Annotated in this window: 19 protein-coding genes; 10 read left to right on the top strand and 9 right to left on the bottom strand. The window is 59.5% G+C overall.

Going from position 1 to position 23,331, the window contains the following annotated elements; genetic code table 11:
* Positions 1 to 178 precede the first annotated feature (178 nt).
* The 7 genes from ASTEX_RS09505 (at position 179) to ASTEX_RS09475 (ending at position 8,997) form a co-directional block, all read left to right on the top strand.
* A complete protein-coding gene (locus tag ASTEX_RS09505) occupies positions 179 to 1,240 on the top strand; it encodes a LacI family DNA-binding transcriptional regulator (protein ID WP_013479406.1) in 1,062 nt (353 codons plus the stop codon).
* Positions 1,241 to 1,465: 225 nt separating this feature from the next.
* On the top strand, positions 1,466 to 2,641 hold the full coding sequence (locus ASTEX_RS09500) for a fumarylacetoacetate hydrolase family protein (protein WP_013479405.1): 1,176 nt from the start codon (positions 1,466 to 1,468) through the stop codon (positions 2,639 to 2,641).
* Positions 2,642 to 2,720: 79 nt separating this feature from the next.
* On the top strand, positions 2,721 to 3,470 hold the full coding sequence (gene xylB / locus ASTEX_RS09495; RefSeq protein ID WP_013479404.1) for a D-xylose 1-dehydrogenase: 750 nt from the start codon (positions 2,721 to 2,723) through the stop codon (positions 3,468 to 3,470).
* A gap of 128 nt (positions 3,471 to 3,598) precedes the next feature.
* On the top strand, positions 3,599 to 4,498 hold the full coding sequence (locus ASTEX_RS09490) for an SMP-30/gluconolactonase/LRE family protein (protein WP_013479403.1): 900 nt from the start codon (positions 3,599 to 3,601) through the stop codon (positions 4,496 to 4,498).
* Positions 4,499 to 4,507: 9 nt separating this feature from the next.
* The gene (locus ASTEX_RS09485) at positions 4,508 to 6,292 is read left to right on the top strand and encodes an IlvD/Edd family dehydratase (RefSeq protein WP_013479402.1); all 1,785 of its coding nucleotides are present in this window, start codon (positions 4,508 to 4,510) and stop codon (positions 6,290 to 6,292) included.
* A gap of 326 nt (positions 6,293 to 6,618) precedes the next feature.
* Positions 6,619 to 8,049 (top strand): sugar porter family MFS transporter, encoded by a 1,431-nt coding sequence (locus ASTEX_RS09480; RefSeq protein WP_041658614.1) that lies wholly within the window; start codon positions 6,619 to 6,621, stop codon positions 8,047 to 8,049.
* Between the two features lie 84 nt (positions 8,050 to 8,133).
* Complete coding sequence (locus tag ASTEX_RS09475) at positions 8,134 to 8,997, top strand: aldose 1-epimerase (RefSeq protein WP_013479400.1); 864 nt, start codon at positions 8,134 to 8,136, stop codon at positions 8,995 to 8,997.
* Positions 8,998 to 8,999: 2 nt separating this feature from the next.
* Here the strand turns inward: ASTEX_RS09475 and ASTEX_RS09470 are convergent, their stop codons facing one another.
* The 8 genes from ASTEX_RS09470 to fucP form a co-directional block, all read right to left on the bottom strand.
* Positions 9,000 to 9,413: a cupin domain-containing protein gene (locus tag ASTEX_RS09470; RefSeq protein WP_013479399.1), complete on the bottom strand. Its 414-nt coding sequence runs from the start codon at positions 9,411 to 9,413 to the stop codon at positions 9,000 to 9,002.
* 158 nt (positions 9,414 to 9,571) lie between these two features.
* Positions 9,572 to 10,309 carry an SDR family oxidoreductase gene (locus tag ASTEX_RS09465; RefSeq protein WP_013479398.1) on the bottom strand — a complete coding sequence of 246 codons (738 nt, stop codon included), beginning with the start codon at positions 10,307 to 10,309 and terminating at the stop codon, positions 9,572 to 9,574.
* 55 nt (positions 10,310 to 10,364) lie between these two features.
* Positions 10,365 to 11,564, bottom strand: a complete 1,200-nt coding sequence (locus ASTEX_RS09460; RefSeq protein WP_013479397.1) for a UxaA family hydrolase — start codon at positions 11,562 to 11,564, stop codon at positions 10,365 to 10,367.
* Positions 11,557 to 11,865 (bottom strand): UxaA family hydrolase, encoded by a 309-nt coding sequence (locus ASTEX_RS09455; protein WP_013479396.1) that lies wholly within the window; start codon positions 11,863 to 11,865, stop codon positions 11,557 to 11,559. Before ASTEX_RS09455 ends, ASTEX_RS09460 begins: the two co-directional genes overlap by 8 nt.
* 14 nt (positions 11,866 to 11,879) lie before the next feature.
* Entirely contained in the window at positions 11,880 to 12,887 is a 1,008-nt protein-coding gene (locus tag ASTEX_RS09450) for an aldo/keto reductase (protein ID WP_013479395.1), read from the bottom strand.
* Positions 12,888 to 13,054: 167 nt separating this feature from the next.
* On the bottom strand, positions 13,055 to 13,834 hold the full coding sequence (locus ASTEX_RS09445) for an IclR family transcriptional regulator (RefSeq protein ID WP_013479394.1): 780 nt from the start codon (positions 13,832 to 13,834) through the stop codon (positions 13,055 to 13,057).
* The gene (locus ASTEX_RS09440; RefSeq protein ID WP_013479393.1) at positions 13,831 to 14,685 is read right to left on the bottom strand and encodes an amidohydrolase family protein; all 855 of its coding nucleotides are present in this window, start codon (positions 14,683 to 14,685) and stop codon (positions 13,831 to 13,833) included. The genes ASTEX_RS09445 and ASTEX_RS09440 overlap by 4 nt, the downstream gene beginning before the upstream one ends.
* 1 nt (position 14,686) lies before the next feature.
* Positions 14,687 to 15,988, bottom strand: a complete 1,302-nt coding sequence (gene fucP, locus ASTEX_RS09435) for an L-fucose:H+ symporter permease (protein ID WP_013479392.1) — start codon at positions 15,986 to 15,988, stop codon at positions 14,687 to 14,689.
* 260 nt (positions 15,989 to 16,248) lie between these two features.
* Here fucP and ASTEX_RS09430 point away from each other — a divergent pair, with 260 nt between their 5' ends.
* The gene (locus ASTEX_RS09430) at positions 16,249 to 17,196 is read left to right on the top strand and encodes a Gfo/Idh/MocA family protein (RefSeq protein ID WP_013479391.1); all 948 of its coding nucleotides are present in this window, start codon (positions 16,249 to 16,251) and stop codon (positions 17,194 to 17,196) included.
* A 237-nt stretch (positions 17,197 to 17,433) separates the two neighbouring features.
* Positions 17,434 to 17,823 carry a cytidine deaminase gene (gene cdd / locus ASTEX_RS09425; RefSeq protein WP_013479390.1) on the top strand — a complete coding sequence of 130 codons (390 nt, stop codon included), beginning with the start codon at positions 17,434 to 17,436 and terminating at the stop codon, positions 17,821 to 17,823.
* Positions 17,824 to 17,878: 55 nt separating this feature from the next.
* On the opposite strand, the gene pyk is transcribed toward cdd, so the two are convergent.
* Positions 17,879 to 19,327, bottom strand: coding sequence for a pyruvate kinase (gene pyk, locus ASTEX_RS09420; RefSeq protein WP_218918619.1), 1,449 nt, complete (start codon positions 19,325 to 19,327; stop codon positions 17,879 to 17,881).
* A 991-nt stretch (positions 19,328 to 20,318) separates the two neighbouring features.
* Here pyk and ASTEX_RS09415 point away from each other — a divergent pair.
* Positions 20,319 to 23,267, top strand: a complete 2,949-nt coding sequence (locus ASTEX_RS09415; protein WP_013479388.1) for a TonB-dependent receptor — start codon at positions 20,319 to 20,321, stop codon at positions 23,265 to 23,267.
* Positions 23,268 to 23,331 lie beyond the last annotated feature (64 nt).

Below are 23,331 nucleotides of genomic sequence, written 5' to 3'. Positions count from 1 at the left end.
TGCGGTCGAGGTCGTTGATCAGGCTTATGACAGCGCTTACTTTTTTTCAAGTGAGAATTTATTTTGCTAATAAAAACGAAGCGCCTGTCCCTCTTTACCTTTGTCGCATTGGCGTGCGACAATTGTACGATTGTATTCGATTCAGCGTCCTGTGGCGCGGCACTCAAGGGGTAAAGCATTGGCGCGTAAGGTTAGTCGTCGCGGCGGCAACATCGTCACCATCCATGATGTGGCCCGGCACGTCGGCGTTTCGCCGATGACCGTGTCGCGCGTCATCAACGGTGAAAAGAACGTCCGCGAAGAAACGCGCAAAAAGGTAGCAGAAGCCATAGAGGCTTTGAATTACTCGCCGAACATGGCGGCGCGCTCCTTAGCCTCTCAGGATTCGTCGCGTATCGCCCTGATCTATTCCAACCCGTCTATGTCCTTTCTGTCGGAATTGCTTCTGGGCATCCTGCACCAAAGTTCTCAAAGCGGCTGTCAGCTCATAATCGAAAGCTGCGAAGGCCCCGAGGGCGTGGCCGATGTGCTGGACAAGCTGAAGTCGTTGGGCGTCGATGGCGTGGTTCTGCCGCCGCCCCTGTCCGATTCCACCCGCGTGGCCAAAGCCCTGCGCGAGATGGGCCTGCCTTTTGTCGGCGTGGCGACGTCGCGCCCGTCGCCGGATGCGGCCAGCGTATCCATCGACGATTTCAAGGCGGCCTTCGCCATGACGCAGCGCCTGATCGCGCTGGGCCACCGCCGCATCGGCTTTATCAAGGGCAACCCCAACTCCTACTACAGCCAGTTGCGGCATGAGGGCTATATGGCGGCCCTGACTAAGGCTGGGCTGACCCCGGAAGACAAGCTGATCGGGCAGGGCTATTTTACCTATCGCTCTGGCTTCGATGCCGCCGAGAGCCTGCTGATGCGCGATGAGCGCCCGACCGCCCTGTTTGCTTCCAATGACGATATGGCCGCTGGTGCCGTGGCTTCAGCCCACCGGCTGGGTCTTGAGGTGCCGAAGGACGTGACCATTGTGGGCTTTGACGATACGTCTATGGCCTCGTCCGTGTGGCCGGAACTGACCACCGTGCGTCAGCCGATTTCTGACATGGCATCGCTGGGGCTGAAGATGCTGCTGGAGCAGATTCGCACGCGCCGTTCGGGTCAGCCCTATGCGCCTGTGCATGAAATCCGTGACTTCGCGATTATTGAGCGGCAGTCCTCTTCGGCGCCTGGCGAAGATGCGACTGACTGAGGATCGAAAAATGTGACCCGAAGGGTGTCGCCTCTTGACAAGTGCCTACTTCTGCTGGAAATGGTAGCGGTATCATAACAGCTTAACCGCGTAGCCTTGGTTACGTGCGAGGTCGTGTGGAAAAAATATAAAAAAGTCCGGTGGTTAGCGGCCGGACGCTACAGGTTGAGCAGAGTCCCTTCTTTCCGGCTGTCCGGACGATTCGTAAAGCAAAGGTGCGTCATCATGACCGATTCCCTCCCCGCCGCCATGCTTCCGGTAGATTGGCGTGATGCCACGCTGGTGGGCCGCATCCTTCTGCCCGAAGGCCCGACCCCGGTTCTGGTCAAGGGGGGAGAGGTGTTCGACATGAGCGCTGTGGCCCCTACCGTGGCTCAACTTCTGGCGAACTGGCCGGAAAAAGGCGTCCCCGCTGGTGGTAAGAGCCTTGGCAAGCTGGAAGACTTCGCCTTCCAGAAAGCGTGGGAAGGGAAATCTACGCTGCTGTCGCCCATCGACCTTCAGGTGGTCAAGGCGGCGGGCGTGACCTTTGCCGTGTCCGCGGTCGAGCGCGTTATCGAAGAACGGGCGCGCGGCGATTACAACAGAGCTCAGGCCATCCGCGATGACCTGGCGGCGCGTGTCGGCGGCGACATCCGCTCGGTCGTGCCGGGCACTGAAGCCGCGGCGAAGCTGAAAGAGGCGTTGATCGCCGACGGCCTGTGGTCGCAATATCTCGAAGTTGCCATCGGCCCGGATGCCGAAGTCTTTACCAAGTCGCCGGTCCTGTCGTCGGTGGGCTGGGGCGAAGAGGTCGGCGTGCGTTCCGACTCGACGTGGAACAATCCGGAACCTGAAGTGGTGATGGTTGTCGATCCGAAGGGCCGCGCGCTGGGGGCCACCCTGGGTAACGACGTAAATCTTCGCTGCTTCGAAGGCCGCTCCGCTCTGCTGCTCGGCAAAGCCAAGGATAACAACGCTTCGTGTGCGCTGGGTCCGTTCATCCGCCTGTTCGACGAAGGCTTTACGATTGATGATGTGCGTTCAGCTGTGCTTGATCTGCGCATCGACGGCCCGGAAGGCTATGTGCTGGAAGGCCGCTCCTCGATGGATCAAATCAGCCGTGATCCGCTGGAGTTGATCCGTCAGGCGCTGAGCGAGCACCACTATCCCGACGGTTTCGTTCTGATGCTGGGCACTTTGTTTGCACCGACGCAGGATCGTGACACGCCGGGTCGTGGCTTCACGCACAAGGTCGGGGACGTTGTCACCGTCACTTCCCCCAAGCTCGGTACGCTTGAAAACCGTGTCACCACTTCAAAAGACGCGCGCGCCTGGACCTTCGGTATCGTCGCCCTGATGCAGAACCTCGTCTCGCGTGGCCTGCTGAAGGTCGAGACGGCCAAGGCTGACGCGGCATAACCCATTCCTATCCTGAATACCGCCTGTAACGAGGTTCAGGGATGTCCCTCGCTGTTTGTTTGTAGAAAGTTCTGAATACATGTCGTCTGCCATCTATCCGAGCCTGAAAGGGCGTAAGGTTCTCATCACCGGCGGGGGGTCGGGTATAGGCGGAGGGCTGGTCAAGGCCTTCGTCAATCAGGGTGCCCGGGTGCACTTCATCGACCTCGTCGATGAAGTCTCCGCCACCATAGACACTGGGGTGCTGGGCGTCGCGCCTGTGTTTCATCGGTGCGATCTAACCGATACGCCAGCGTTGGAAAAAGTGCTGGCCACCATTCAGGCCGACGGACCGGTGACGATCCTGCTCAACAATGCGGCGCGCGACGACCGTCATTCGCTGGCGGAAATCACGTCGGAATTTTTCGACAAGAATATCGGTGTCAACCTCAAGCACATGCTGATGGTCACCCGTGCCATTGCGCCGGGCATGAAGGCTGCGGGTGGCGGGGCCATCATCAATTTCGGCTCGATCTCCTGGCACCTCGGCCTGCCCGACCTCACTCTCTATGAAACGGCCAAGGCCGGTATCGAAGGCATGACGCGCGCTCTGGCCCGTGAGCTGGGCCGCGACAATATCCGCGTCACCACCATCATCCCCGGCAATGTCAAAACGCCGCGCCAGATGAAGTGGTATACGCCCGAAGGCGAGAAGCAGATTGTTGATGCTCAATGCCTCGATGGCCGTATCGAGCCGCAGCACGTGGCCTCTCTGGCCCTGTTCCTCGCCTCTGACGACGCCGCCCTGTGCACCGGCCACGGCTACTGGATTGACGCCGGCTGGCGATAAGCCTCACCGTGGCGGTTTCGGTAGTTTGATTCGTTTATTTCTCCCTGCCCCTTTGGGCGGGGAGGGGCCCGTTTGCGATAGCAAATGGTGGTGGGGGAGGGGGCCTCACTCTCTGTCGGAGGATACCCATGATTCAACTGTTCCAACCGACCTGTGTTTTCGACCTCAAGGCCACGCTGGGCGAAGGCCCGGTATGGTCGGCGCGCGATCACGCCCTGTGGTTTGTAGATATTAAACAAAAGCGTGTCCACCGCTACGATCCCGACATCGGTTCGCATCAGTCCTTCCTAGCCCCGTCCGAACCAGGCTTCCTCGCCCCCAAAAACCGCGGCGGTTTTGTCGTCGGCTGTAAGACGGGCCTTTACGATTTCGACCCCAAAGCTGGCACCTTTACCCTGCTGAGCCACGTCGAGCCGGGCCTGCCTACCAACCGTCTCAATGACGGCTTTGTTGATGCCAAAGGCCGCCTGTGGTTTGGGTCGATGGACGATGACGAAGAAAAACCCACCGGTCGCCTCTACCGTTATGATGCGCGGGGTCTGAGGGTCATGGACAACGACTACGTCATCACCAATGGCCCGGCGGTCAGCCCGGATGGCCAGACCCTCTATCACAACGACACGCTGAAAAAGCACATCTACGCTTTCGATCTCGACGACCACGGCGACATTCATAACAAGCGCTTGTTCGCGCAACTGGATCGTGACGGCAAAACCGGTGAGCACGGCGAAGGCTATATGGACGGCCCGATCGTCGATAGCGAAGGACAGGTGTGGGTCGGGCTGTTCTTCGGCTGGGGCGTGCATGTCTATGCGCCGGATGGTACTCTGATCCGTAAGGTCAATCTGCCGGTGTCGAACGTCACCAAAATCGCTTTTGGCGGCCGTGACCTCAAAACCGTCTATGCGACGACGGCGGCGAAGGGCTTAAGCGCCGATGATCTGAAATCGCAACCGCTGGCGGGTGGTCTATTCAGCTTCCGCAGCGACGTCGCGGGTCAGCCGCAAAACGAAATTAATTTTCTCTGAGGGCAATCCATGAGCCGTAAACCCGCGACCCCCAATGGCCGTTTCCGTTCGCAGGAATGGTTCGAAGCCCCCGGCCATATCGACATGGCAGCTCTATATCTAGAGCGCTTCATGAACTATGGTATCACGCCGCAGGAACTGCGGTCGGGACGCCCAATTATCGGCATTGCGCAGTCGGGGTCGGACCTCAGCCCGTGTAACCGCATCCACGTCGATCTGGCCCAGCGCGTACGTGAAGGCATCCGCGATGCGGGCGGCATCTGCATGGAGTTTCCCTGCCACCCCATCTTTGAAAACTGCCGTCGTCCGACAGCTGCTGTTGATCGCAACCTCAGCTTCATGACGCTTGTGGAAATCCTGCATGGCTATCCGCTCGACGCGGTCGTGCTAACGACCGGCTGCGACAAAACCACGCCGGCGGGTATTATGGCCGCCACCGCCGTTGATATTCCGGCTATTGTGCTGTCGGGCGGGCCGATGCTGGACGGCTGGCACGACGGCGATCTGGTCGGCTCCGGCACGGTCATCTGGCGCTCAAGGCGCAAGCTTGCCGCCGGTGAAATCACCGAAGATGAATTCCTCGAAGCCGCCTGCGCCTCGGCCCCGTCGGCCGGACACTGCAACACTATGGGCACGGCCTCGACCATGAATGCTGTGGCCGAAACCATGGGCCTGTCGCTGCCCGGCTGCTCGGCTATTCCGGCGCCTTATCGGGAGCGCGGGCAGATGGCCTATGAGACGGGCCGCCGCATCGTCGAGATGGCCTATGAGGACCTCAAGCCATCGAAAATCCTAACCAAGGCCTCCTTCCTCAACGCCATCGCGGCTGTGGCGGCGTTGGGCGGATCGACCAATGCCCAGCCGCATATCGTGGCCATGGCGCGCCACGCCGGGGTTGAGCTGACGCCGGAGGACTGGATGGCGGCCTATGACATCCCGCTGATCCTCAACATGCAACCGGCGGGCAAGTATCTGGGTGAGCGATTCCATCGTGCGGGTGGCGTCCCGGCTATCCATGTCGAGCTTTTGAAGGCCGGTATGCTGGACGGCACGGCGGCGACGATTACCGGCAAGACGATTGCCGAAAATGTCGAAGGCCGCGAAACCCGCGACCGCGAGATGATCCGCACCGTAGCCGAGCCGCTGATGGAGCGGGCGGGCTTCCTGGTGCTCAAAGGCAATCTGTTCGACTTCGCCATCATGAAGACGAGCGTCATTTCGCCAGAATTCCGTCAGCGCTACTTGTCCGAACCGGGCCGCGAAGGCGTGTTCGAAGGCCGCGCCATCGTCTTTGATGGCTCGACAGACTATCACGAGCGCATCAATGACCCGGCGCTGAATATCGACGAGCACTGCATTCTGGTCATCCGCGGCTCCGGCCCGGTCGGCTGGCCGGGGTCGGCCGAAGTGGTCAATATGCAGCCGCCCGACGCGCTGCTGAAAAAGGGCATCACCTCGCTGCCTACCATCGGCGACGGGCGTCAATCGGGGACGGCGGATTCGCCCTCCATCCTCAATGCCTCACCCGAAAGCGCGGTAGGTGGCGGCCTGGCCTGGCTGCGCACCGGCGACACTATCCGCATCGACATCAACACCGGCGCCTGCGACATGCTTGTCTCCGCCGAAGAGATCGAAAAGCGCAAGTCCGACGGCATCCCGGCCTATCCGGAGTCCATGACCATGTGGCAGGAAATCTATCGCCAGACCGTGGGGCAGCTGCACACGGGTGCGGTGATGGAACCGGCGCTGAAATACACCAAGATCGCCGACAAGATGCCGCGGCATAATCACTAGTCATATTCTTCTCCCTGTTGCTGCGCGACAGGGAGGAGAGATATTGCGCAGCATTTTTGCGGTAGAATTCGGCCCGCAAATGGTAGCGCTATCAGCTTTTTACTTGCCAGACTAAAAATTTAAGGCACATTAACCACGCCCGCAACGCGGTGAGCGAAGACCCTGTCTCACTTTTTGAGAGAGCGGACTTTACGACTCGCTGCGCGCGGTTAAGTTTCATTGCGTCTATCCGCCGCGCCCGACCACCAACGATACATAGGGACCAGAGAGCGGAAGGCGTCAAACGTCTGCAATCCTCCGATTGCACACAGGGAAGGGAAAATTGAATGTCCTCATCACTTGGAAAAGTGAATATGGGGCTGGTCATGGGGCTCGCCATCGGCGCAGCTCTGGGCGGGCTCCTTTTCGGCTACGACACTGCCGTGATTTCCGGCGCGGAAGAAGCCATCGTCCATAACTTCGTCACGCCGCGCACTGACCTCACCGAGGTGGCACGCAATTCTCTGGCCGGTACGGCGATAGGCATTGCGCTTCTGGGCTGCGTACTGGGCTCGCTGATTGCTGGGCCGCTGTCCACCTCGCTCGGCCGTCGCGCCGGGATGCTGATTGCCGCGTTTCTGTTCTTCGCCTCGTCGATTCTGTCGGGCTTTCCGGAACTGGGTTTAGCCCCGATCGGTGGTCTGGGCGTTGAAGGCCTTACGCCGTTCATGATCTACCGATTTATCGGCGGAGTCGCCATCGGCATGGCATCGTTGATTTCGCCGCTCTACATTGCGGAAATCGCTCCGGCAAAACAACGGGGCCTGCTGATTACCTTCCAGCAAATCGCCATCGTCGGCGGTATGCTGCTGGTCTATTTCGTCAACCTGAAGATCGCGGAATCCGGCACCGATGAGTGGGTGCTGTCCACGGGCTGGCGCTACATGCTGGCTTCGGCCGGTATTCCGGCGGCCCTGTTCTTCCTTGCCGCTTTCATCATGCCGGATACGCCGCGCTGGTACGTGATGAAGCAGAAGGAAGACAAGGCGCGCAAGCTGCTCAGCGAGCTGAACGATCCGCAGGAGGCGCAGGCGACCATGGACGAAATCCGCGGCTCGCTCAGCGAACATTCTGGCAAGCTGTTCTCGTTTGGTGTCGGTGTCGTCGTGGTCGGTGTGCTGCTATCGGTGTTTCAGCAGTTCGTCGGTATCAACGCCGTGCTCTATTACGCCCCGCTGATGTTCAAAAACATCGGTTCGGGCACGGATCAGGCCCTGTTCCAGACCGTTCTCGTCGGTGCCGCCAATGTGGTGTTCACGCTGGTGGCGACTTTCACCGTCGATCACTGGGGCCGCAAGCCGCTGCTGATCCTCGGCGCCCTGGTTATGGCTGTGTCGATGGCCGCGCTCGGCATCCTGTTCCAGCAAAAGCAGGAAGGCACGCTGCTGCTGTACGCGGCTATGCTTTACATTGCCGGTTTTGCCCTGTCGTGGGGCCCGGTCGTGTGGGTGCTGCTGGCCGAAATGTTCCCTAACTCCATCAAGGGCAAGGCGATGGCCATCGCCGTCGCAGCTCAGTGGATTTCGAACTACATCGTCACCTGGTCGTTCAAGGTGATTGATGGCGACAGCGCGCTGAACGCCACCTTCAACCACGGCCTCAACTATTACGTCTATGCGGCCTTTTCGGTGCTGGCGGCGGTCTTCGTGTGGAAGTTCGTGCCGGAAACCAAAGGCCGGACCCTCGAGGCGATTGAAAGCCTGTGGAAGAAGTCGTAATATAACGTATCAGTGTAAAGAACGGCGGAGCTTCGATCAGGCTCCGCCGTTTGCGTCTGAAAAACAAAAATATGGAAATGCCACATGATCGCTCTTTCAACGCTGACCCTCACGGCACGCGACACCACGCTGGTGCTGCATCCGGATCTGGGCGGATCTATCGGCGCTTTGAGCTATAAGGGCCGTCACTATATGCGCCCGACACCTGAAGACCCGCGTGGGGTGCTGGAAACGGCGTCGTTTCCGCTGGTGCCGTTTTGCAATCGCATCCGTAACGGCAGCTTCTCCATCGGCACGCAGAAGGTGAAGATGGCCCCCAATCTGGGCGACCATCCGCATACTCTGCACGGTCAGGGCTGGCTTGCGCGCTGGAGCGTGACGGAGCAGTCGGCGTCGCGTGCGGTTATGACTTATCGTCATCAGCCGGACGAGTGGCCGTGGACCTATGAGGCGCGGCAGGTGTTCGAACTGCGCCCGGCGGGCCTGCGCGTCTGGCTAAGTGTCAAGAACCTCAGCCAAACCGCCATGCCGGCGGGGCTGGGCTTTCACCCCTATTTCAACCGCACCTCTCAGACGCGGCTCAAGGCGCCCGTCGATGGGGTGTGGATCGCCGATATGGACTGCCTGCCGACCGAATGGTACGCAGGCGTGTGGCGCAAGGACTGGACGAAGGGCGATTTTGTCAGTGACACCGGGCTGATCGACCACTGCCATACGGGCTTTGCCGGGCGTGCCGATATTTATGAAGACAGCATGCCCGTCCTGACCTTGCGCGCTTCACCGGATTGTCACTGGCTGCACGTCTACGTCCCGCCGGGTCAGGACTTTTTCTGCGCCGAGCCGGTCAACCATATGCCGGATCCCTTCCACCATGCCAATTCCGGCTTGCGCTGCCTCAAGCCCGGCGAAGTGGCGCTAATCTGGATGGACGTAAGCCTGCACGGGTAGGCCTATTTTGTGCGGGCTTTCAACGGATACGAAATGATCAGGGTCAGCGGCTCATCGCCCACCTGTTTGATTCCGACCTTTGCCCCTTCGTAGAGATAGGCCGTCATACCCTCGGTCAGGGTATGGGTCACGCCGTCCGATTCCACAATCCCGGTGCCCGAGACGACGTAATAGACCTCATCGTGGCCGATGGGGTGGATACCGATGGCCGCGCCTTTGTGAAGGCTTCGCTTGCGGAACTCCATACTGCGCTGCGGGGCCTTGTCGCTGATGCGATAGGCGGTAGACATGCCGATGCGGCCGTGCGGCGGGGCCTCTTCGACGAGCGTATCCTTTTCGTCGATAATGACCATGGGTGGGGCTCCGAGGGCGAACGAGGGCAGGATGATCAGCGCAGTGGCTAAGATGAGGCGCATGGGGTTCCTCCTTTACGTCTCTTTTCTTAGAAGAGAAACGCAACGCCCTAAAATGTCAAATGCGGGCGAAGAACGGCTTCGAGCCCGCGTTTGTTCGTCCAGGCAATCCACCCAGGCAATCCACGCTTCTATGGTCCGTCGTGGAAGCGTGAGGGGGGTTACATCACCCAGCCTCCGTCGATGATGTGAGCGCGGCCGGTTGTGAACTTAGATTCATCCGAACCCAGATAGACGGCCAGGGCTGCCAGTTCTTCCGGCTTGCCGAAGCGGCCCATGGCCTGGCGTGCGGTGAAGTCCTTATAGGCCTGCTCAAAATCGCCCGTGTCGTGCAGGCGTTGCAGCAGTGACGGCGTCTCCACCGTGCCGGGACATATGGCGTTGCAGCGGATACCTTGCGCAACGAAGTCCGCCGCCACCGACTTGGTCAGGCCGATCACGGCCGCCTTAGTGGCGCAGTAGGCGAAGCGGTTGGGGATGCCTTTGACCGACGAGGCGATCGACGACATGTTGATGATGGAGCCCCCCCCGCGTGCGATCATGTTGGGCAGGACGGCGCGGATCAGGCGGTATTGCGCCGTGACGTTCAGGCTGTTGGAAAAGGCCCAGTCCTGTTCGTCGCAATCGAGAATGGTCCCGGCGTGGACGAAGCCGGCGCAGTTATAAAGGATGTCGATATTCGGGAACTCAGCGGCGATGGCCTTGACCGCTTCGGCGTCGGTGACGTCAAGCTTGCGCGCGATGACATGGTCAAGCGCCGACAGTTCGCTGAGGCTGGCCTCGTTGATGTCTGCGGCGATGACGGTGGCCCCTTCGCGCACATAGGCCTCGACGGTGGCGCGGCCAATGCCTTGCCCTGCAGCGGTGATCAATGCGGTTTTTCCGGAAAGTCGTGACATGATGCGGTCTCTTGAAATCATCCCCTTCCCAGCAAACTGGGGAGGTACAGTTGTGTTACGCCCGGCGCAGCGGCAGGCAGGCTGGGCCCAGCGGGTCGAAGGCCTTATAGGTCAGGATAAACTCCTGATGGCCCATGGCTTCGGATTTTGTGGGTGCGCCACGGGCAACGGCCAGCACGGCGTCGATAATCTCTTGTCCGACCTCATCCAGCGTGGCGCGACCTTCCATGATCTTGCCAGCGTCGATATCCATATCCTCGCTCAGCTTGCGATAGGTGTCCGGATTGGCGCAGACCTTAATCACGGGCGAAATGGCCGAACCCACCACTGAGCCGCGGCCCGTGGTGAACAGGGTCACGTGCGCGCCGCAGGCGATCAGTTCGACGATTTCCGCATTATCCGAGATATTTGGGAAGCCGAAACGAGGCTCTCCATCCGGTACCACATCAAGCAGGTAGAGCCCACCCGTCGGCGGCAGATCACCGGGCTTTAGGATGCCGCAGATGGGCGCCGACCCCGACTTGGAATACGCCCCCATCGACTTTTCTTCCTGCGTGGTCAGTCCGCCTTCGGCATTTCCCGGGGCAAACGAACCAAAGCCCATGACGGTGTAATAGGCCTCGGCCTTCTGCACGCAGGCTTCGAGTTCAGCCCCCAGTTCCGGCGTGACGGCGCGACTGGCCATGATGGTTTCGCAGCCGACCAGTTCGCCGGTTTCTTCGAACACACAGGCCGCCCCTTGCGCCCCAAGCCAGTCGAAGGCGCGCCCGACCGCCGGATTGGCGGTGATGCCTGACGTACCGTCTGAGCCGCCGCAGATGGTGCCGATCACCAGCTCCGACACCGCCATCTCAACCACCTGGGTCTGCGCGGCCACGGCCTGCAGCCGGGCCACGGCCTCAAGACCCTTCTGAATGGTCGAAAGCGTACCGCCTGATTGCTGGATGACCAGGGTTTCGCACGGCCGACCTGACGCCTCGATGGCGGCCTTCAGGCGCTCACGGTTGAAGCTCTCGCAGCCCAAAGAGATCAGTAGAACACCGCCGACATTGGGATGCGTCGTCACCGCCGACATCACCTTGAAGGCGTAGTCGTTGGGATAGCAGCCTGGAAAGCCGATCAGATGCACTTCGCTGTTGTCGGACTTCGTGACGATTTGGCGCGCCACATGGTGAGCGCATTCGACCAAATAGGCCACAGCGATGACATTGCGGATGCCCTTTCGGCCATCCGGACGCAGATAGCCCTTAAGCATGTGCGCCTCCGGAGGCTTCACGGGTGTGGGACGAGATGTAATCGCTTTTCATATTGTGCATGTGGACGTGGCCACCCTTGGGCGTGTCTTTGGTCATCGAGCCGATCGGCGCGCCGTATTTGAATATCTTGTCCCCGGCGTTCAGATCACGTACGGCGACTTTATGCCCCACCTCGATGGGTTCGGTAATCAGCAAAGCCTCGGCCCCCACCGTCACCACACTGCCTGCCGTAATCGCCGCGCGGCACACCGCTACATTGTCAGAAGGGTGCAATAAAATCAGGGGAGAGGGCAGGGACATGGACACTCGAACTCTTACGCTTGCGAAACATCACCCGCTGGCGCATCAGCGCGCAGCAGCCCGACGGCTTTCAGGTCGTGCCACAACTCAGCAGGGATAGGATGGCTGAACAGGTCGATGTTGCGGGCCACCTGCTGCGGACGGGCCATGCCGACGACAGTACTCGCTATGACCGGATGAAAGCCGGGGAACTGAAGCGCAGCGGCGGCCAGCGGCACATTGTGGCGGGTGCAGACGGCCTCGATATCGCGCACGCGGGTCATGATGTCCGTCGGCGGGGCCTCGTAGTTGAAGTGCGCGCCTCCCGCCAGCAGGCCCGAATTAAACGGGGCGGCTGCCAGCACTGAGACGCCACGCGCCGCGCAGCGTTCAAACAGGCCGTCCAGCGGCGTCTGTTCCAAAAGCGTATAGCGCCCGGCAAGCATTAAGACGTCGATTTCGGCTTCGGCGATAACCAGATCGCAGATGGCTGTCTCATTGACGCCCAGACCGATGGCCTGAGTCAGGCCCTGCGCTTTCAGTTCGTGCAGGGCGCGCAAACCGTCGTTCAGAAAAGTGGCGAGATGTCGGGCATGGTCACTGCCGTGGGTTTCCACCCCCAGATCGTGGACCAGCAGCATGTCGATGCGTTCGCGCTTCAGCCGCTTCTGACTGTCCTCAAACGACCGCATCACACCGTCATAGCTGTAGTCGAAGTGTTCATCGAATGGGTCGCCATCGACAAAGCCGTGGCGTTCGGTGCCGGGCGGCGGGGCGGGGATGGGGGTCAGGACCCGCCCCACCTTGGTGGACAGGGTTGCGTCGGCGCTCAGCTCCGCAAGGCGGCGCTCGGACAGGCCGTGCCCGTAGCGCGGAGCGGTGTCGATATAGCCAATGCCGCCGTCTGTTACGGCCTTAAGCGTCGCTTCAGCTGTGGCGTCATCGACCGGGCGATACAGGTTACCGATTGCCGCCGCGCCGAAACCCAGCGCGCTGACCCGGACCTGTGTCCGGCCTATGGTATGGAGATCGCTGATCAGCACAGTGCATCCCTGTTCATTTTTAAAAATGATTATCGCTTATAAAAAAGCATGTATAGCCGAGATAGCGCCGATGCAAGAGGCTTGAGACGCGATTGCGCCGACCATGCGCATTTTCCTTTTCGCTCATGAAATCAGCGCGCTGTCGGTTTTCAAATCGGGCGAAACGCCTATCCGCCCAGCGTGCGCGATAGTGCCGCCGCCGTGCCTTTCAGCCGCGCGACCGTGTCTTCGAGGCTCAGGCAGCCGTGGGTCTTTAACCAGGGAATGGTCATCGCGGCGATGACTGTGGTGTCGTTCATCACAGGGCAAGAGACGTCGAGCACGCCATCGACGAAATCGCTCTTGGCCTGGACATAGCCCTGATGCAGGGCGCGTTCGGCCACGGTTTCGAACAATTGCCACTCTTGCGGCGTCGCCGTGCCGCGCAGCATGTGCTTCATTTGCTCCTTCAGCTTCGGCGGCTGAAACGCATAGAGAACGAGGCCAGAGGTCGATTGCACCAGTTGCCGTTGATAGCCGACGCGCACCGAAAAGCCGAGATCGCCGGGCGCTTCGATGCGGGCAATGACCACCATGTGATCGTCAGAGGCGATGGCCAGGTGCACGGACTGACGCACCTGTTCAGACAGGGCTTGCATAAGCGGTAGGGCCGAGGCCAGCAGGTTCTGGCTGGGGCCACGGCTCATACCCAGCGAGAAAAGCTTATTGGTCAGTTCCAGGCCATCGCCTTTTTGCGATTGCGCCACATAGCCGCGATTTTCCAGAACCTGCACCATGCGGAACAGTTCTGAGACCGAGCGGTCAAGCCGGTGCGAAATCTGTGACAAGGTCATGGGCCGTTTGTTAGCGGCCAGAAGCTCCAGCACGTCGAGCCCTTTTTCAAGGGCCGGTGCCCGGTATTTCATAGCTTTTTCACCGTCGCTGTGACGGGTATCTTCGCTGATCATTGGACCCCCTGTAGGTCATAAATTCTTTTTGCATTAGTGAAAAAGATGGCCTGACGCTCTGACGACGTCAATGGATTTAATTGGTCCTCAAGCCAGTGTCTCCACTTTTGCCAGTCGCCATTAAGGCGCACCACAGGCCAGTCAGAGCCGAAAAGCAGGCGCTGCGGGCCAAAGACGGTCAGCAGATGCGCAACATAGGGAGCCGCCTCGTGGAGGGGCTGATCAATGTGCATCTCCGTAAACAGGCCCGACAGTTTGCACACCACATTTGGTTGACGTGCGATGGCGGTCATTGTCTGGGTCCATTCGCGCGTTGCTTCGGGCTGCGTCTGGGTCGTGGCGATCGGGGGTTTGGCGGCGTGGTCGATGACGATGCGCAAATCCGGATAACGCTGGGCCACCGCTTCTATGGCAGGCAGGTGGCGCGTAAAGACTAACGCATCAAAGACCAGCCCCGCGGTCTGCATGGCCGACAGTGCCGGGGCGACGTCCGGGCGCAAGATCCAGTTGTCATCGGGCAAGCCCTGCAACATGGGGCGCAGGCCCTTGAGTTTGGGTTGGAGGGCCAGTCCGTCTACCCGTGCGGCCGCGTCCGGGGCCGACAGGTCGGTCCAGCCGACAACCCCCATAATTAGCGGATCGGTTTCGGCGAGGCGGAGCAGCCACTGCGTATCGGCATCTGACGGCTGCGACTGCACCACAACCGCGCCGTGCAACGCCCCTCCCGCCGCTGCGCACAAATCCGATGAGGCAAAGTCGCGATAGATGGCCGTCAGGTCGGGGGTCGGCCATTCAAAGCCGTGGCGCCCGACCTGCCACAGGTGAAAATGGGCGTCGATGACCGAGGACATCTTAGTGACCGGTCATCTGAACGGGGCCCGTGGCGTCCTTCGGCGCGCGGAAGGCGTAAAGGGCGATCACCGCGAAGCATGCCGCTGTCACGATAAAGGCCGTCCGAATATGGCTGTGGTCGGAGATGAAGCCCATCACCGCCGTAAGGACAGCTCCGCCGACAATGCTCATTACCAGTAGTGACGATCCGGTCTTGGTCAGGTTGCCAAGTCCGGTGACCGATGTGGCGAAGATTGTGGGGAACATGATCGACATGAAGAAGCTGGAGGCCACCAGCGCCCACAAGCCGTTTTCACCGCCGCTGACGACGGCAAACAGCATCAGGCCGATATTGACGAGCGCAAACAGGCCCAGAATGAGCGTCGGACGTACCTTGGTCATCAGGCCTGTGCCTATAAAGCGGCCGACGGCAAAGGCGATCAGGGTGTAGTAGAGATAGGTCGCTGCCACCTTGTCGGTCAGGCCCATTTCGGCCTGCGCATAGCGGATCATATAGCTCCAGATACCGACCTGTGCACCGACATAGAAGAACTGCGCCATGACGCCGAACATGAAGCGCGGGCGCTTGAGCAACTGGACGACCGACTGGAAAAAGCCAACCTCTTCGCCACTGTCTTCGTGGGCGTTTTGCGTGGCTGCAGCCGGGAATTTAGACAGAAAGACCAGCAGCGCCCACAATAGCACGACGCAGCCAATGACCAGATACGGTCCTTGAACCGCCTTGACTTCGGAAATGTAGAAGGCCTGACGCGCGGTATCGGTCATGGCGGCGAGCGCGTTTTCATCGTGTTCGATACCCGACAGGATGAAATGCTGACCGATGAAGATACCGGACAGAGCGCCCAGCGGGTTGAAGCTCTGAGCCAAATTGAGGCGGAAGGCCGCCTTGTCCGGCGAACCTAGAACGGTAATCAGTGGATTGGCGGAGGTTTCAAGAAAGGCCAGACCAGAGGCGATGACGAAAAGCCCGCCAAGGAACCAGCTATATTGGTGATTGTCGGCCGCGGGATAGAAAATGAAGGCCCCGGCGGCGTAAAGCAGCAGACCTACGACTACGGCGGTCTTGTAGCCCAGCTTGCGCATTACAAAGGCGGCGGGCAGGGCCAGAAGGAAATAGCCCATGTAGAAGGCCGATTGCACCAGACCCGATTGCAGGTCGGTCAGCACAAACGCCTTTTTGAACTGGGGAATCAGCACGTCGTTGAGGTTGTTTGCCACACCCCAGAAAAAGAACAGGCTGGTAATCAGAATCAACGGCCACAGGCTTTTCAGGCCCCGGCCCGGCGCAGTTTCGGAGATCATGTGCGTTTCTTTCCCATTATACCCGGATCATGGCGGCCGGGAGTCTTGGCCGCAAGGCACCACATATGAAGTCAGTTGTCAAATATGAAATGCTGCGCCCTTTACGCTGCACAAAAGCTGGGCCTTTGACAGAGCAGGCAGGCGTGATATGGGCGTTGTCAACAATTGTCCGGGTAATGGTTTAAATTATCATATAAATATTGCCGAAAGCGTTTCGGCCATGATAACGAAACCGCCCAAGTAAATTTAGGGAAGCGTCCATGTTCGGGAAAAAAAAGGTCAAGCCGCTGAAGATAGGTCTGGTGGGGCTTGGCAAGATCGCCGTTGATCAGCACATACCGTCAATCCGCGCCAATCCCGCGCTGGAGCTGGTGGCCGGGTGTTCGCCTAATGCCCGCCCGGACGGCGTGACCGCTTACGATTCGCTGGAAGACATGCTGGCGGCCCACCCGGAGATCGAGGCCGTGGCCATCTGCACCCCGCCGCAAATCCGGCATAAGATCGCCAGGCAGGTCATCGCGGCGGGCAAGCACGTTTTCCTTGAAAAACCCCCTGCGGCCACGCTGGGCGAGGCAGAGGCCATTGCCGATCTGGCGCGCGCCAAGGGCGTGACGGTGCTGGCCAGCTGGCATTCGCGCTATGCGCCCGCGGTGGAAACGACCCGCGAATGGATCGCCGGACGCAAGATCAAATCCATCCACGTAGTGTGGAAGGAAAATGTGCGTCAGTGGCATCCGGGTCAGAAGTGGATCTTCGAAGCCGGCGGTATGGGCGTCTTCGATCCGGGCATCAACTCGCTGTCTATCCTAACGCGCATCGTGCCGGAAAAGGTCATCGTCAAAAAAGCTGACCTGCACATTCCGGTCAATTGCGAGGCCCCCATTCAGGTTGAGATGGACTTGACGACTGAAAGCGGCGTCGCCATTCGCGCCGATTACGACTTCCTGCAAACCGGCATCCAGACCTGGTCGATCTTCGTTGAGTCCGAAAAGGGCGAAAAGCTGGAACTGAGCATGGGCGGCACGGGCCTTTCCATCGACGGGAAGGAGATCATGAAAGAAAAGGAGGCTGAATATCCCGGCCTCTATGCGCACTTCGAGAAGCTGGTCCGCGCGAGTCAGTCCGACGCCGACTTTTCGCCGCTGCGTATCGTGGCCGACGCTATGTTGCTGGGCAAGCGCATCGACGCCCCGGAGTATATTGAGTAGTTAGCTTTCCTCCTCCCTTTGCGTTAGCGTGGGGAGGTGCCTATCAAACGTAGCGCGTCGAGGCGGAGGGCGGCGACCCCCGAACCCTGAAACGTGCTCAAAATCTTGATGGTACACTCCTCCTCAGCCTGCTTTGCGTCATGTGTCATCTCCACGCTAAAGCGTGGGGATGAGAAGAAATGTCTGGCACTGCGCTTCCTATTGCGGCAAGCTCTACGCCCATAAACGGAGCCAGACTTGTCTCACGATCTGTTTGATGCGGCGAAAGCCGCAGCGGCCCTCAGCCATTCCCCCTATTCCGGTTTTCCCGTCGGTGCGGCTATTCGCACGCCGGACGGGCGTATCTTCAGCGGTACCAATGTCGAAAACCTTTCCTTTCCGCAGGGATGGTGCGCCGAGACGTCGGCCTTGGCCCAGATGATCATGGGCGGCGCAAAGGAGGTGGCGGAAATCGCCATCTTCGCCCCCAAAAAAAATGCCTGCCCGCCCTGTGGCGGTTGCCGGCAGAAATTGGCGGAGTTTTCCGATGGCTCGGCGCGAATCCATTTGTGCGATGAGACGGGAGTGGTTCAGACGGTCACTCTGGCCGAGTTACTGCCCATGATGTTCCGCACAAAGCTGAAATAACAAAGCCCGGCAGGTGATCCTGCCGGGCTTTGGCTTTCGAACGTCCCAACGGCTATCAGCCTTCGAATTCCGGTTCGGTCATGGCCGAGCGGGTCACCTTGGCGACGCGCAGGGCGTTGGTCGACCCTGACTTGCCGAACGGCATACCGGCGACGATGACGATGTCCTGACCGGGTTCTGAAATGCCCTCGGTGCGGGCGATCTGACTGGCCACCTGCACGGTTTCCGACATGGAGTGCGTCACCGGTGCGGTCTTGGCGTGCACGCCCCAGGTGAGGGCGAGGCGACGCGCCGTTTCCAGATTGGGGGTCAGGCCTAGAATCGGTGCCGTCGGACGCTCACGTGCCACGCGCAGCGCGGTGTTCGACGAATTGGTCAGGGCGACGATGGCCGAGGCTTCGATGGTTTGCGCCACCTGACGCGCAGCCGCGGCGATGGCCCCCGACACGGTCTTCTCCGTTTCCGGACGTCGGCGATCTGTCTGAACGCGCCAGTCGCCGTCTTTCTCGACGCGCCCGACGATACGATCCATGATCGTCACGGCTTCGACCGGATACTGACCCGCCGCGGTTTCCGCCGAAAGCATGACCGCGTCGGCGCCGTCATAGACGGCCGTGGCCACGTCTGAGGCTTCGGCGCGGGTGGGGGTGGGGGCCGAGATCATGGATTCCAGCATTTGGGTGGCGACGATTACTGGCTTGCCCAACGCGCGGGCGGCTTTGATGATGCGTTTTTGCGCCAGCGGCACCTCTTCAGGTGGCAGTTCTACGCCGAGGTCGCCGCGCGCCACCATGACGGCGTCGCTGAGGGCGAGAATTTCTTCGAGATTATCAAGCGCCTGCGGCTTTTCGAGCTTGGAGAGCACCCAGGCGCGGCCATTGATGATGGCCTTGGCCTCGATCACGTCTTCGGGGCGCTGCACGAAGCTGAGGCCGATGTATTCGACGCCACGTTGCAGGGCGAATTCCATATCGGCGCGGTCTTTTTCGGTCAGGGCCGGGATCGGCAAAACCACGTCAGGTACGTTGACGCCCTTGCGATCCGACAACCGGCCACCGGTAACGACCACGGTTTCCAGATGGTCTTCGCGCACATGGGTGACGCGCAGCTTCAGCTTGCCGTCATCGAGCAGTAGGTGCGAACCGATCTGCGCCGCCCCGATGATTTCCGGATGCGGCAGATTGGCGCGCATCAGGTCGCCGGGGGTCGGGTTAAGGTCGAGGCGGAAGGTCTGCCCCGGCGTCAACACAATAGCGCCGCCCATGAAACGACCGACCCGCAGCTTCGGACCCTGCACATCGGCCAGAATGCCGATCGGACGACCGGTCTTGGCCTCCAGATCACGGATCAGGTCAATATTGCGGCCGTGGTCTTCGTGGCTACCGTGCGAGAAGTTGAGGCGGAAGACGTCGGCTCCGGCCTGAAACAGTTGAGCCAGCATGTCGGCATTGGACGAGGCGGGGCCGAGGGTGGCGACCAGTTTGGTGCGGCGGCGACGAAGTATTTTCAAAGGACCAACTCTTCTTGGAACAGGGACGTCAGGCCTTCGCCGGCTCGGATGCGCCGCCTTAAGGCTGTCGTCTTTTGTAACGCCTTATATCTATCCGAAAGGTGTATTTCGGTCAGAAGGCTTTAACATCCGCGCGTATCGTGTGGCATTGGGAAGGCTCTGGGCGGGCTCTTGTTCCCCCGAAACCGCGCGTCTTGGGTTCGTGCAGACCAAAGTCGTGTTCTGTCGCCTGGGTCAAGTCACATTTTGAGTAACAAACTGCCGTGGTTTGACACAGTTGTCAGACGCCTTGCACCGTTTGACTTCTGGGTCGCCTCTCAATGTGTGTGCCGCTCGCTCTATTGCGCCATGTGATTGTGAAAACGCCGGCCCTTATCGGAGCGGAAAGAAAAGCGTAAATAACTCAGACATAAAATGGGTAAAACAACGCTTTTCCAGGGGCGATAACGGGACTACGTCGTGTTTCATATGAGAAAATACGCATAGGTTGCGCTTCTGTTTCACCGAGCAATAAGGCGAATCATAAAATAAAAACGCAATAAATCAATATATTGAATCCATTTATGATTGTCTGGTTATTGGAGGGCGATTTATTCTTTGAAATCAGGAATAAAAAACGACGTTACGTTTTGCAACTGTGACGTTTATACAATGGTTTCTGTATTACCGTGTTTTCTTGTCATATAATATTAGGCAATCATATGATTTATGATAACGCTATCATCAGAGTCTGGGCCGTTGGGGCACATCCTTTCGGGTGGCCTCAATCATAATCCAGACCTGTGCTCAGGCAGGGAAACGCAAAAGCCAGCCGTAGTCGCAGTGTTGATCGCATAGAACGGTCACAAGGTGCGATGAGAGGCTCAATCAGGCCGGTGACGCGAACCTGACCGGACGCACGGGGTGCGCGGTTTGCCATCCCCGGCATAGTGCCAAACGCCTGCGGCTCAAGGAGGGGCCCCGGCGGGACATGAGGGAGACAGTTATGAAACAATCGAAATTCGCGCGCCTGTCGGCGGGCGTCTCTGTGATGGCGCTGGGCGTTGCGGTGATGGGCTTTGCCCTGCCCGCCTTGGCCCAGACGGCTACGGGCGAGGCCGATGTGACCGAGGTCATCGTTACTGGTCAGCGTGCCCAGATTAAGACGGCCCAGAAGCTGAAGAAAGACGCCGAAGTCGTGGTGGACTCGGTGACCGCCGTCGATATCGGCGCCCTGCCGGACCGTTCGGTAGCCGAAGCGCTGCAACGCATCTCTGGTATCCAGATCCAGCGCACATCCGCAGCGCGTGACCCCATCCGCATGACCGCCGAAGGCGGCGGCGTGGTGATCCGCGGTCTGACGTGGGTCCGCTCTGAAACCAACGGTCGCGACATCTTCTCGGCCGCCAATGGCCGCTCCTTAAGTTTCGAAGACGTATCGGCGGACCTGCTGGCTGGGGTCGATGTGTACAAGAACCCGTCGGCGGATATGATCGAAGGCGGCATTGGCGGCACGGTCAATCTGCGCACGCGCCAGCCGTTCGACTCGCGCGGCCGCGTGCTGGCTGGCACCTTCGATTCGACCTATGGCGACTTGCAGGAGAAGCGCCAGAATTCGATCAGCGTCCTCTATTCCGACCGCTGGAAGACCTCGATCGGTGAAGTCGGCCTGCTGATCAACTATTCCAATGCCGACTCCGGCAACGAAACCCACGTCATCGGCGTTGACCGCTATAATCAGGTCGGTAGCGGGGCGTCGGCGCGCTACATCCCCAATACGCTCGGCTGGCGCATAATCGACTGGGAGCAGAACCGTCAGGCCGGGGCCATCGCCCTGCAATGGCGTCCGAACGATTCGCTGGAATTCAGCCTTCAGGCTTTCAAGTCCAAGGCGACGCCGAAGAATGTCGAATACAATACCGGCTTCTATAACGACACCGGTGAACTCACGTCGGCCCAGTCGATGGCGACCTATAAGTATAACGACAAGGGCGAATTCGTTTCGGGTACTGTCTATGGCGCCGGCATCACCGCCAACACCCGCTATGGCAATGACGTCAAGGAAACCGAGGACGTCAGCCTAAATGCCCGCTGGTACGTCAACGACAAGCTGACCCTGACCGGCGATCTGCAGTATGTGAAGTCCACGGCCGACATCCTCTCGAACACAGCCTTTGTTCAATATTGCGCCAACCGCGTCACGACCGACACCTGTGCGGCTTCCGACAAAACCGTCGTTTCGATCGATATGAATGGCGAACTTCCGACGATCCGCATGCTAACCTCGGACACGGCCAATAAGTCCAATTACTATTGGGCGGCGGCTATGGATCATGTCGAAAAGAATGAGGCGACGCAGTATTCGGCCCGCATCGACGGTCAATACGAGTTTGACGATAATAGCTGGCTAAAGAGCTTCAAGTTCGGCGTGCGTGCCACGGACCGGGATTATCTGACACGTCAATCGACCTGGAACTGGGGTTATCTGAGCCACCAGTATTGGGGCTCAGGCGGTGGTACCGGCGCCGTCTTCCTAGACCAGACAGGCGGTTATGGCTCGGTTCCAGCCAATCCGGACCTGCCTGGCCTGTCCGAACTGGTGACGTTTGACGGTTTCATGGGCGGTCAGTCGGCTGTGCCAGGCAATATCTGGTTCCCCTCTGCGGCGCTCGTAAAGTCGCCTCAGGGCATGTATAGCGAACTGCAAGCTGTAGAAACCGCTGGTTGGGGCTGGTCACCGATCGGTCTCGACAATATCGGGCCGGAAGGTATTAACGACCAGAGTGAGAAGACCAAGGCGGCCTACGGACTGTTGCGCGTAGGCGGTGAGTTGAGCGGCTTCGGTCAAAGCTGGGATGGAAACATCGGCGTTCGTGTCGTGAAGACGGAGGTCAATACGGCAGGTGCGGTGGTGTCTGGTGCAGACGCGAATTTCGGCACTTGTGTCGTTAGCGGTAGTGTGACCGCCGCACAGTGCGCGGCCTACAACAATGCCAAGCAGTTCAAGGCCACGGCTCTGACCGGCGTCGCCTACGGCGGCAGTAACGAATATACCGACGTGATGCCCAGCCTGAACCTGCGCTTCAAGTATTCGTCCGAGCTTCAGTTCCGCTTCGCGGCATCGAAGGCCATTGTGCGTCCGGACATGTCGTGGCTGAGCGGCTACACCACCCTCTCGGCGGGGGCGTCCACGGGCGATTTCACGCTCAATCCGACCGGTCAGGGCGGCAATCCGTTCCTGAAGCCGGTCGAGGCCAATCAGTACGACCTGACGGCCGAGTGGTATTTCGCCCCGACCAGCAGCCTGACGCTCGCCTTGTTCCGCAAGGATCTGACCAACTATATCTACGTGCAGAGCACGCCGGAAACCTATACCAATAACGGCGCGACCATGACATTCAACGTCAATCGCTACGTCAATGGATCGGAAAAAGGCGAGGTATCGGGCTTTGAAATCGCCTATAACCAGTTCTACGATTTCCTGCCGGGCTTCTGGTCGGGCTTCGGTGTTCAGGCCAACTATACCAAGATCGAATCGTCAGGTGGCCGTAACCCTGTGGCTAGCGTCAGCGACGGCAATCAAGTGACCAATGCCAACATAAGCGGCCTGCCGCTGGAAGGCATGTCGCCGGACAGCTACAATTTCGCTCTGCTGTATGAAAAGTACGGTATCTCGGCGCGCATGGCCTATAACTGGCGCTCGGAATACCTCTACACCACCTCTGCGGCCAATGTGAACCGTCCGATGTGGGCGGGTGATTACGGCCAATGGGACGGCTCTGTCTTCTACAGCCTTACGCCCAAGGTCAAGGTCGGTATCCAGGCCACCAATATCGGCCGCGATATCGCCTATACCCGTGTGTCGTCCGATGTGGCCAAGCCGCTGGAGACGCAATACTATTCGGCGACAAAAACCGACCGCCGGGTGGCTCTGATCCTGCGCGCCAGTTTCTAAATCCGGTTCACTTTCTGGCGTAAAGGCTCCTCCGCTTCGCGGGGGAGCCTTTTTTATGAGGGAC

It is taken from the genome of Asticcacaulis excentricus CB 48, assembly GCF_000175215.2.
GTDB classification, from domain to species: Bacteria; Pseudomonadota; Alphaproteobacteria; order Caulobacterales; family Caulobacteraceae; genus Asticcacaulis; species Asticcacaulis excentricus.
This window is presented reverse-complemented; position numbering and strand designations above follow the sequence as displayed.

Bases quoted from the DNA above. Each gene is read 5' to 3' on its own strand.
- ASTEX_RS09500 (WP_013479405.1), top strand. From the start codon at position 1,466: ATGACCGATTCCCTCCCCGCCGCCATGCTTCCGGTAGATTGGCGTGAT.
- xylB (WP_013479404.1), top strand. From the start codon at position 2,721: ATGTCGTCTGCCATCTATCCGAGCCTGAAAGGGCGTAAGGTTCTCATC.
- ASTEX_RS09490 (WP_013479403.1), top strand. From the start codon at position 3,599: ATGATTCAACTGTTCCAACCGACCTGTGTTTTCGACCTCAAGGCCACG.
- ASTEX_RS09485 (WP_013479402.1), top strand. From the start codon at position 4,508: ATGAGCCGTAAACCCGCGACCCCCAATGGCCGTTTCCGTTCGCAGGAA.
- ASTEX_RS09480 (WP_041658614.1), top strand. From the start codon at position 6,619: ATGTCCTCATCACTTGGAAAAGTGAATATGGGGCTGGTCATGGGGCTC.
- ASTEX_RS09475 (WP_013479400.1), top strand. From the start codon at position 8,134: ATGATCGCTCTTTCAACGCTGACCCTCACGGCACGCGACACCACGCTG.
- ASTEX_RS09470 (WP_013479399.1), bottom strand. From the start codon at position 9,413: ATGCGCCTCATCTTAGCCACTGCGCTGATCATCCTGCCCTCGTTCGCC.
- ASTEX_RS09465 (WP_013479398.1), bottom strand. From the start codon at position 10,309: ATGTCACGACTTTCCGGAAAAACCGCATTGATCACCGCTGCAGGGCAA.
- ASTEX_RS09460 (WP_013479397.1), bottom strand. From the start codon at position 11,564: ATGCTTAAGGGCTATCTGCGTCCGGATGGCCGAAAGGGCATCCGCAAT.
- ASTEX_RS09455 (WP_013479396.1), bottom strand. From the start codon at position 11,865: ATGTCCCTGCCCTCTCCCCTGATTTTATTGCACCCTTCTGACAATGTA.
- ASTEX_RS09445 (WP_013479394.1), bottom strand. From the start codon at position 13,834: ATGATCAGCGAAGATACCCGTCACAGCGACGGTGAAAAAGCTATGAAA.
- ASTEX_RS09440 (WP_013479393.1), bottom strand. From the start codon at position 14,685: ATGTCCTCGGTCATCGACGCCCATTTTCACCTGTGGCAGGTCGGGCGC.
- fucP (WP_013479392.1), bottom strand. From the start codon at position 15,988: ATGATCTCCGAAACTGCGCCGGGCCGGGGCCTGAAAAGCCTGTGGCCG.
- ASTEX_RS09430 (WP_013479391.1), top strand. From the start codon at position 16,249: ATGTTCGGGAAAAAAAAGGTCAAGCCGCTGAAGATAGGTCTGGTGGGG.
- ASTEX_RS09415 (WP_013479388.1), top strand. From the start codon at position 20,319: ATGAAACAATCGAAATTCGCGCGCCTGTCGGCGGGCGTCTCTGTGATG.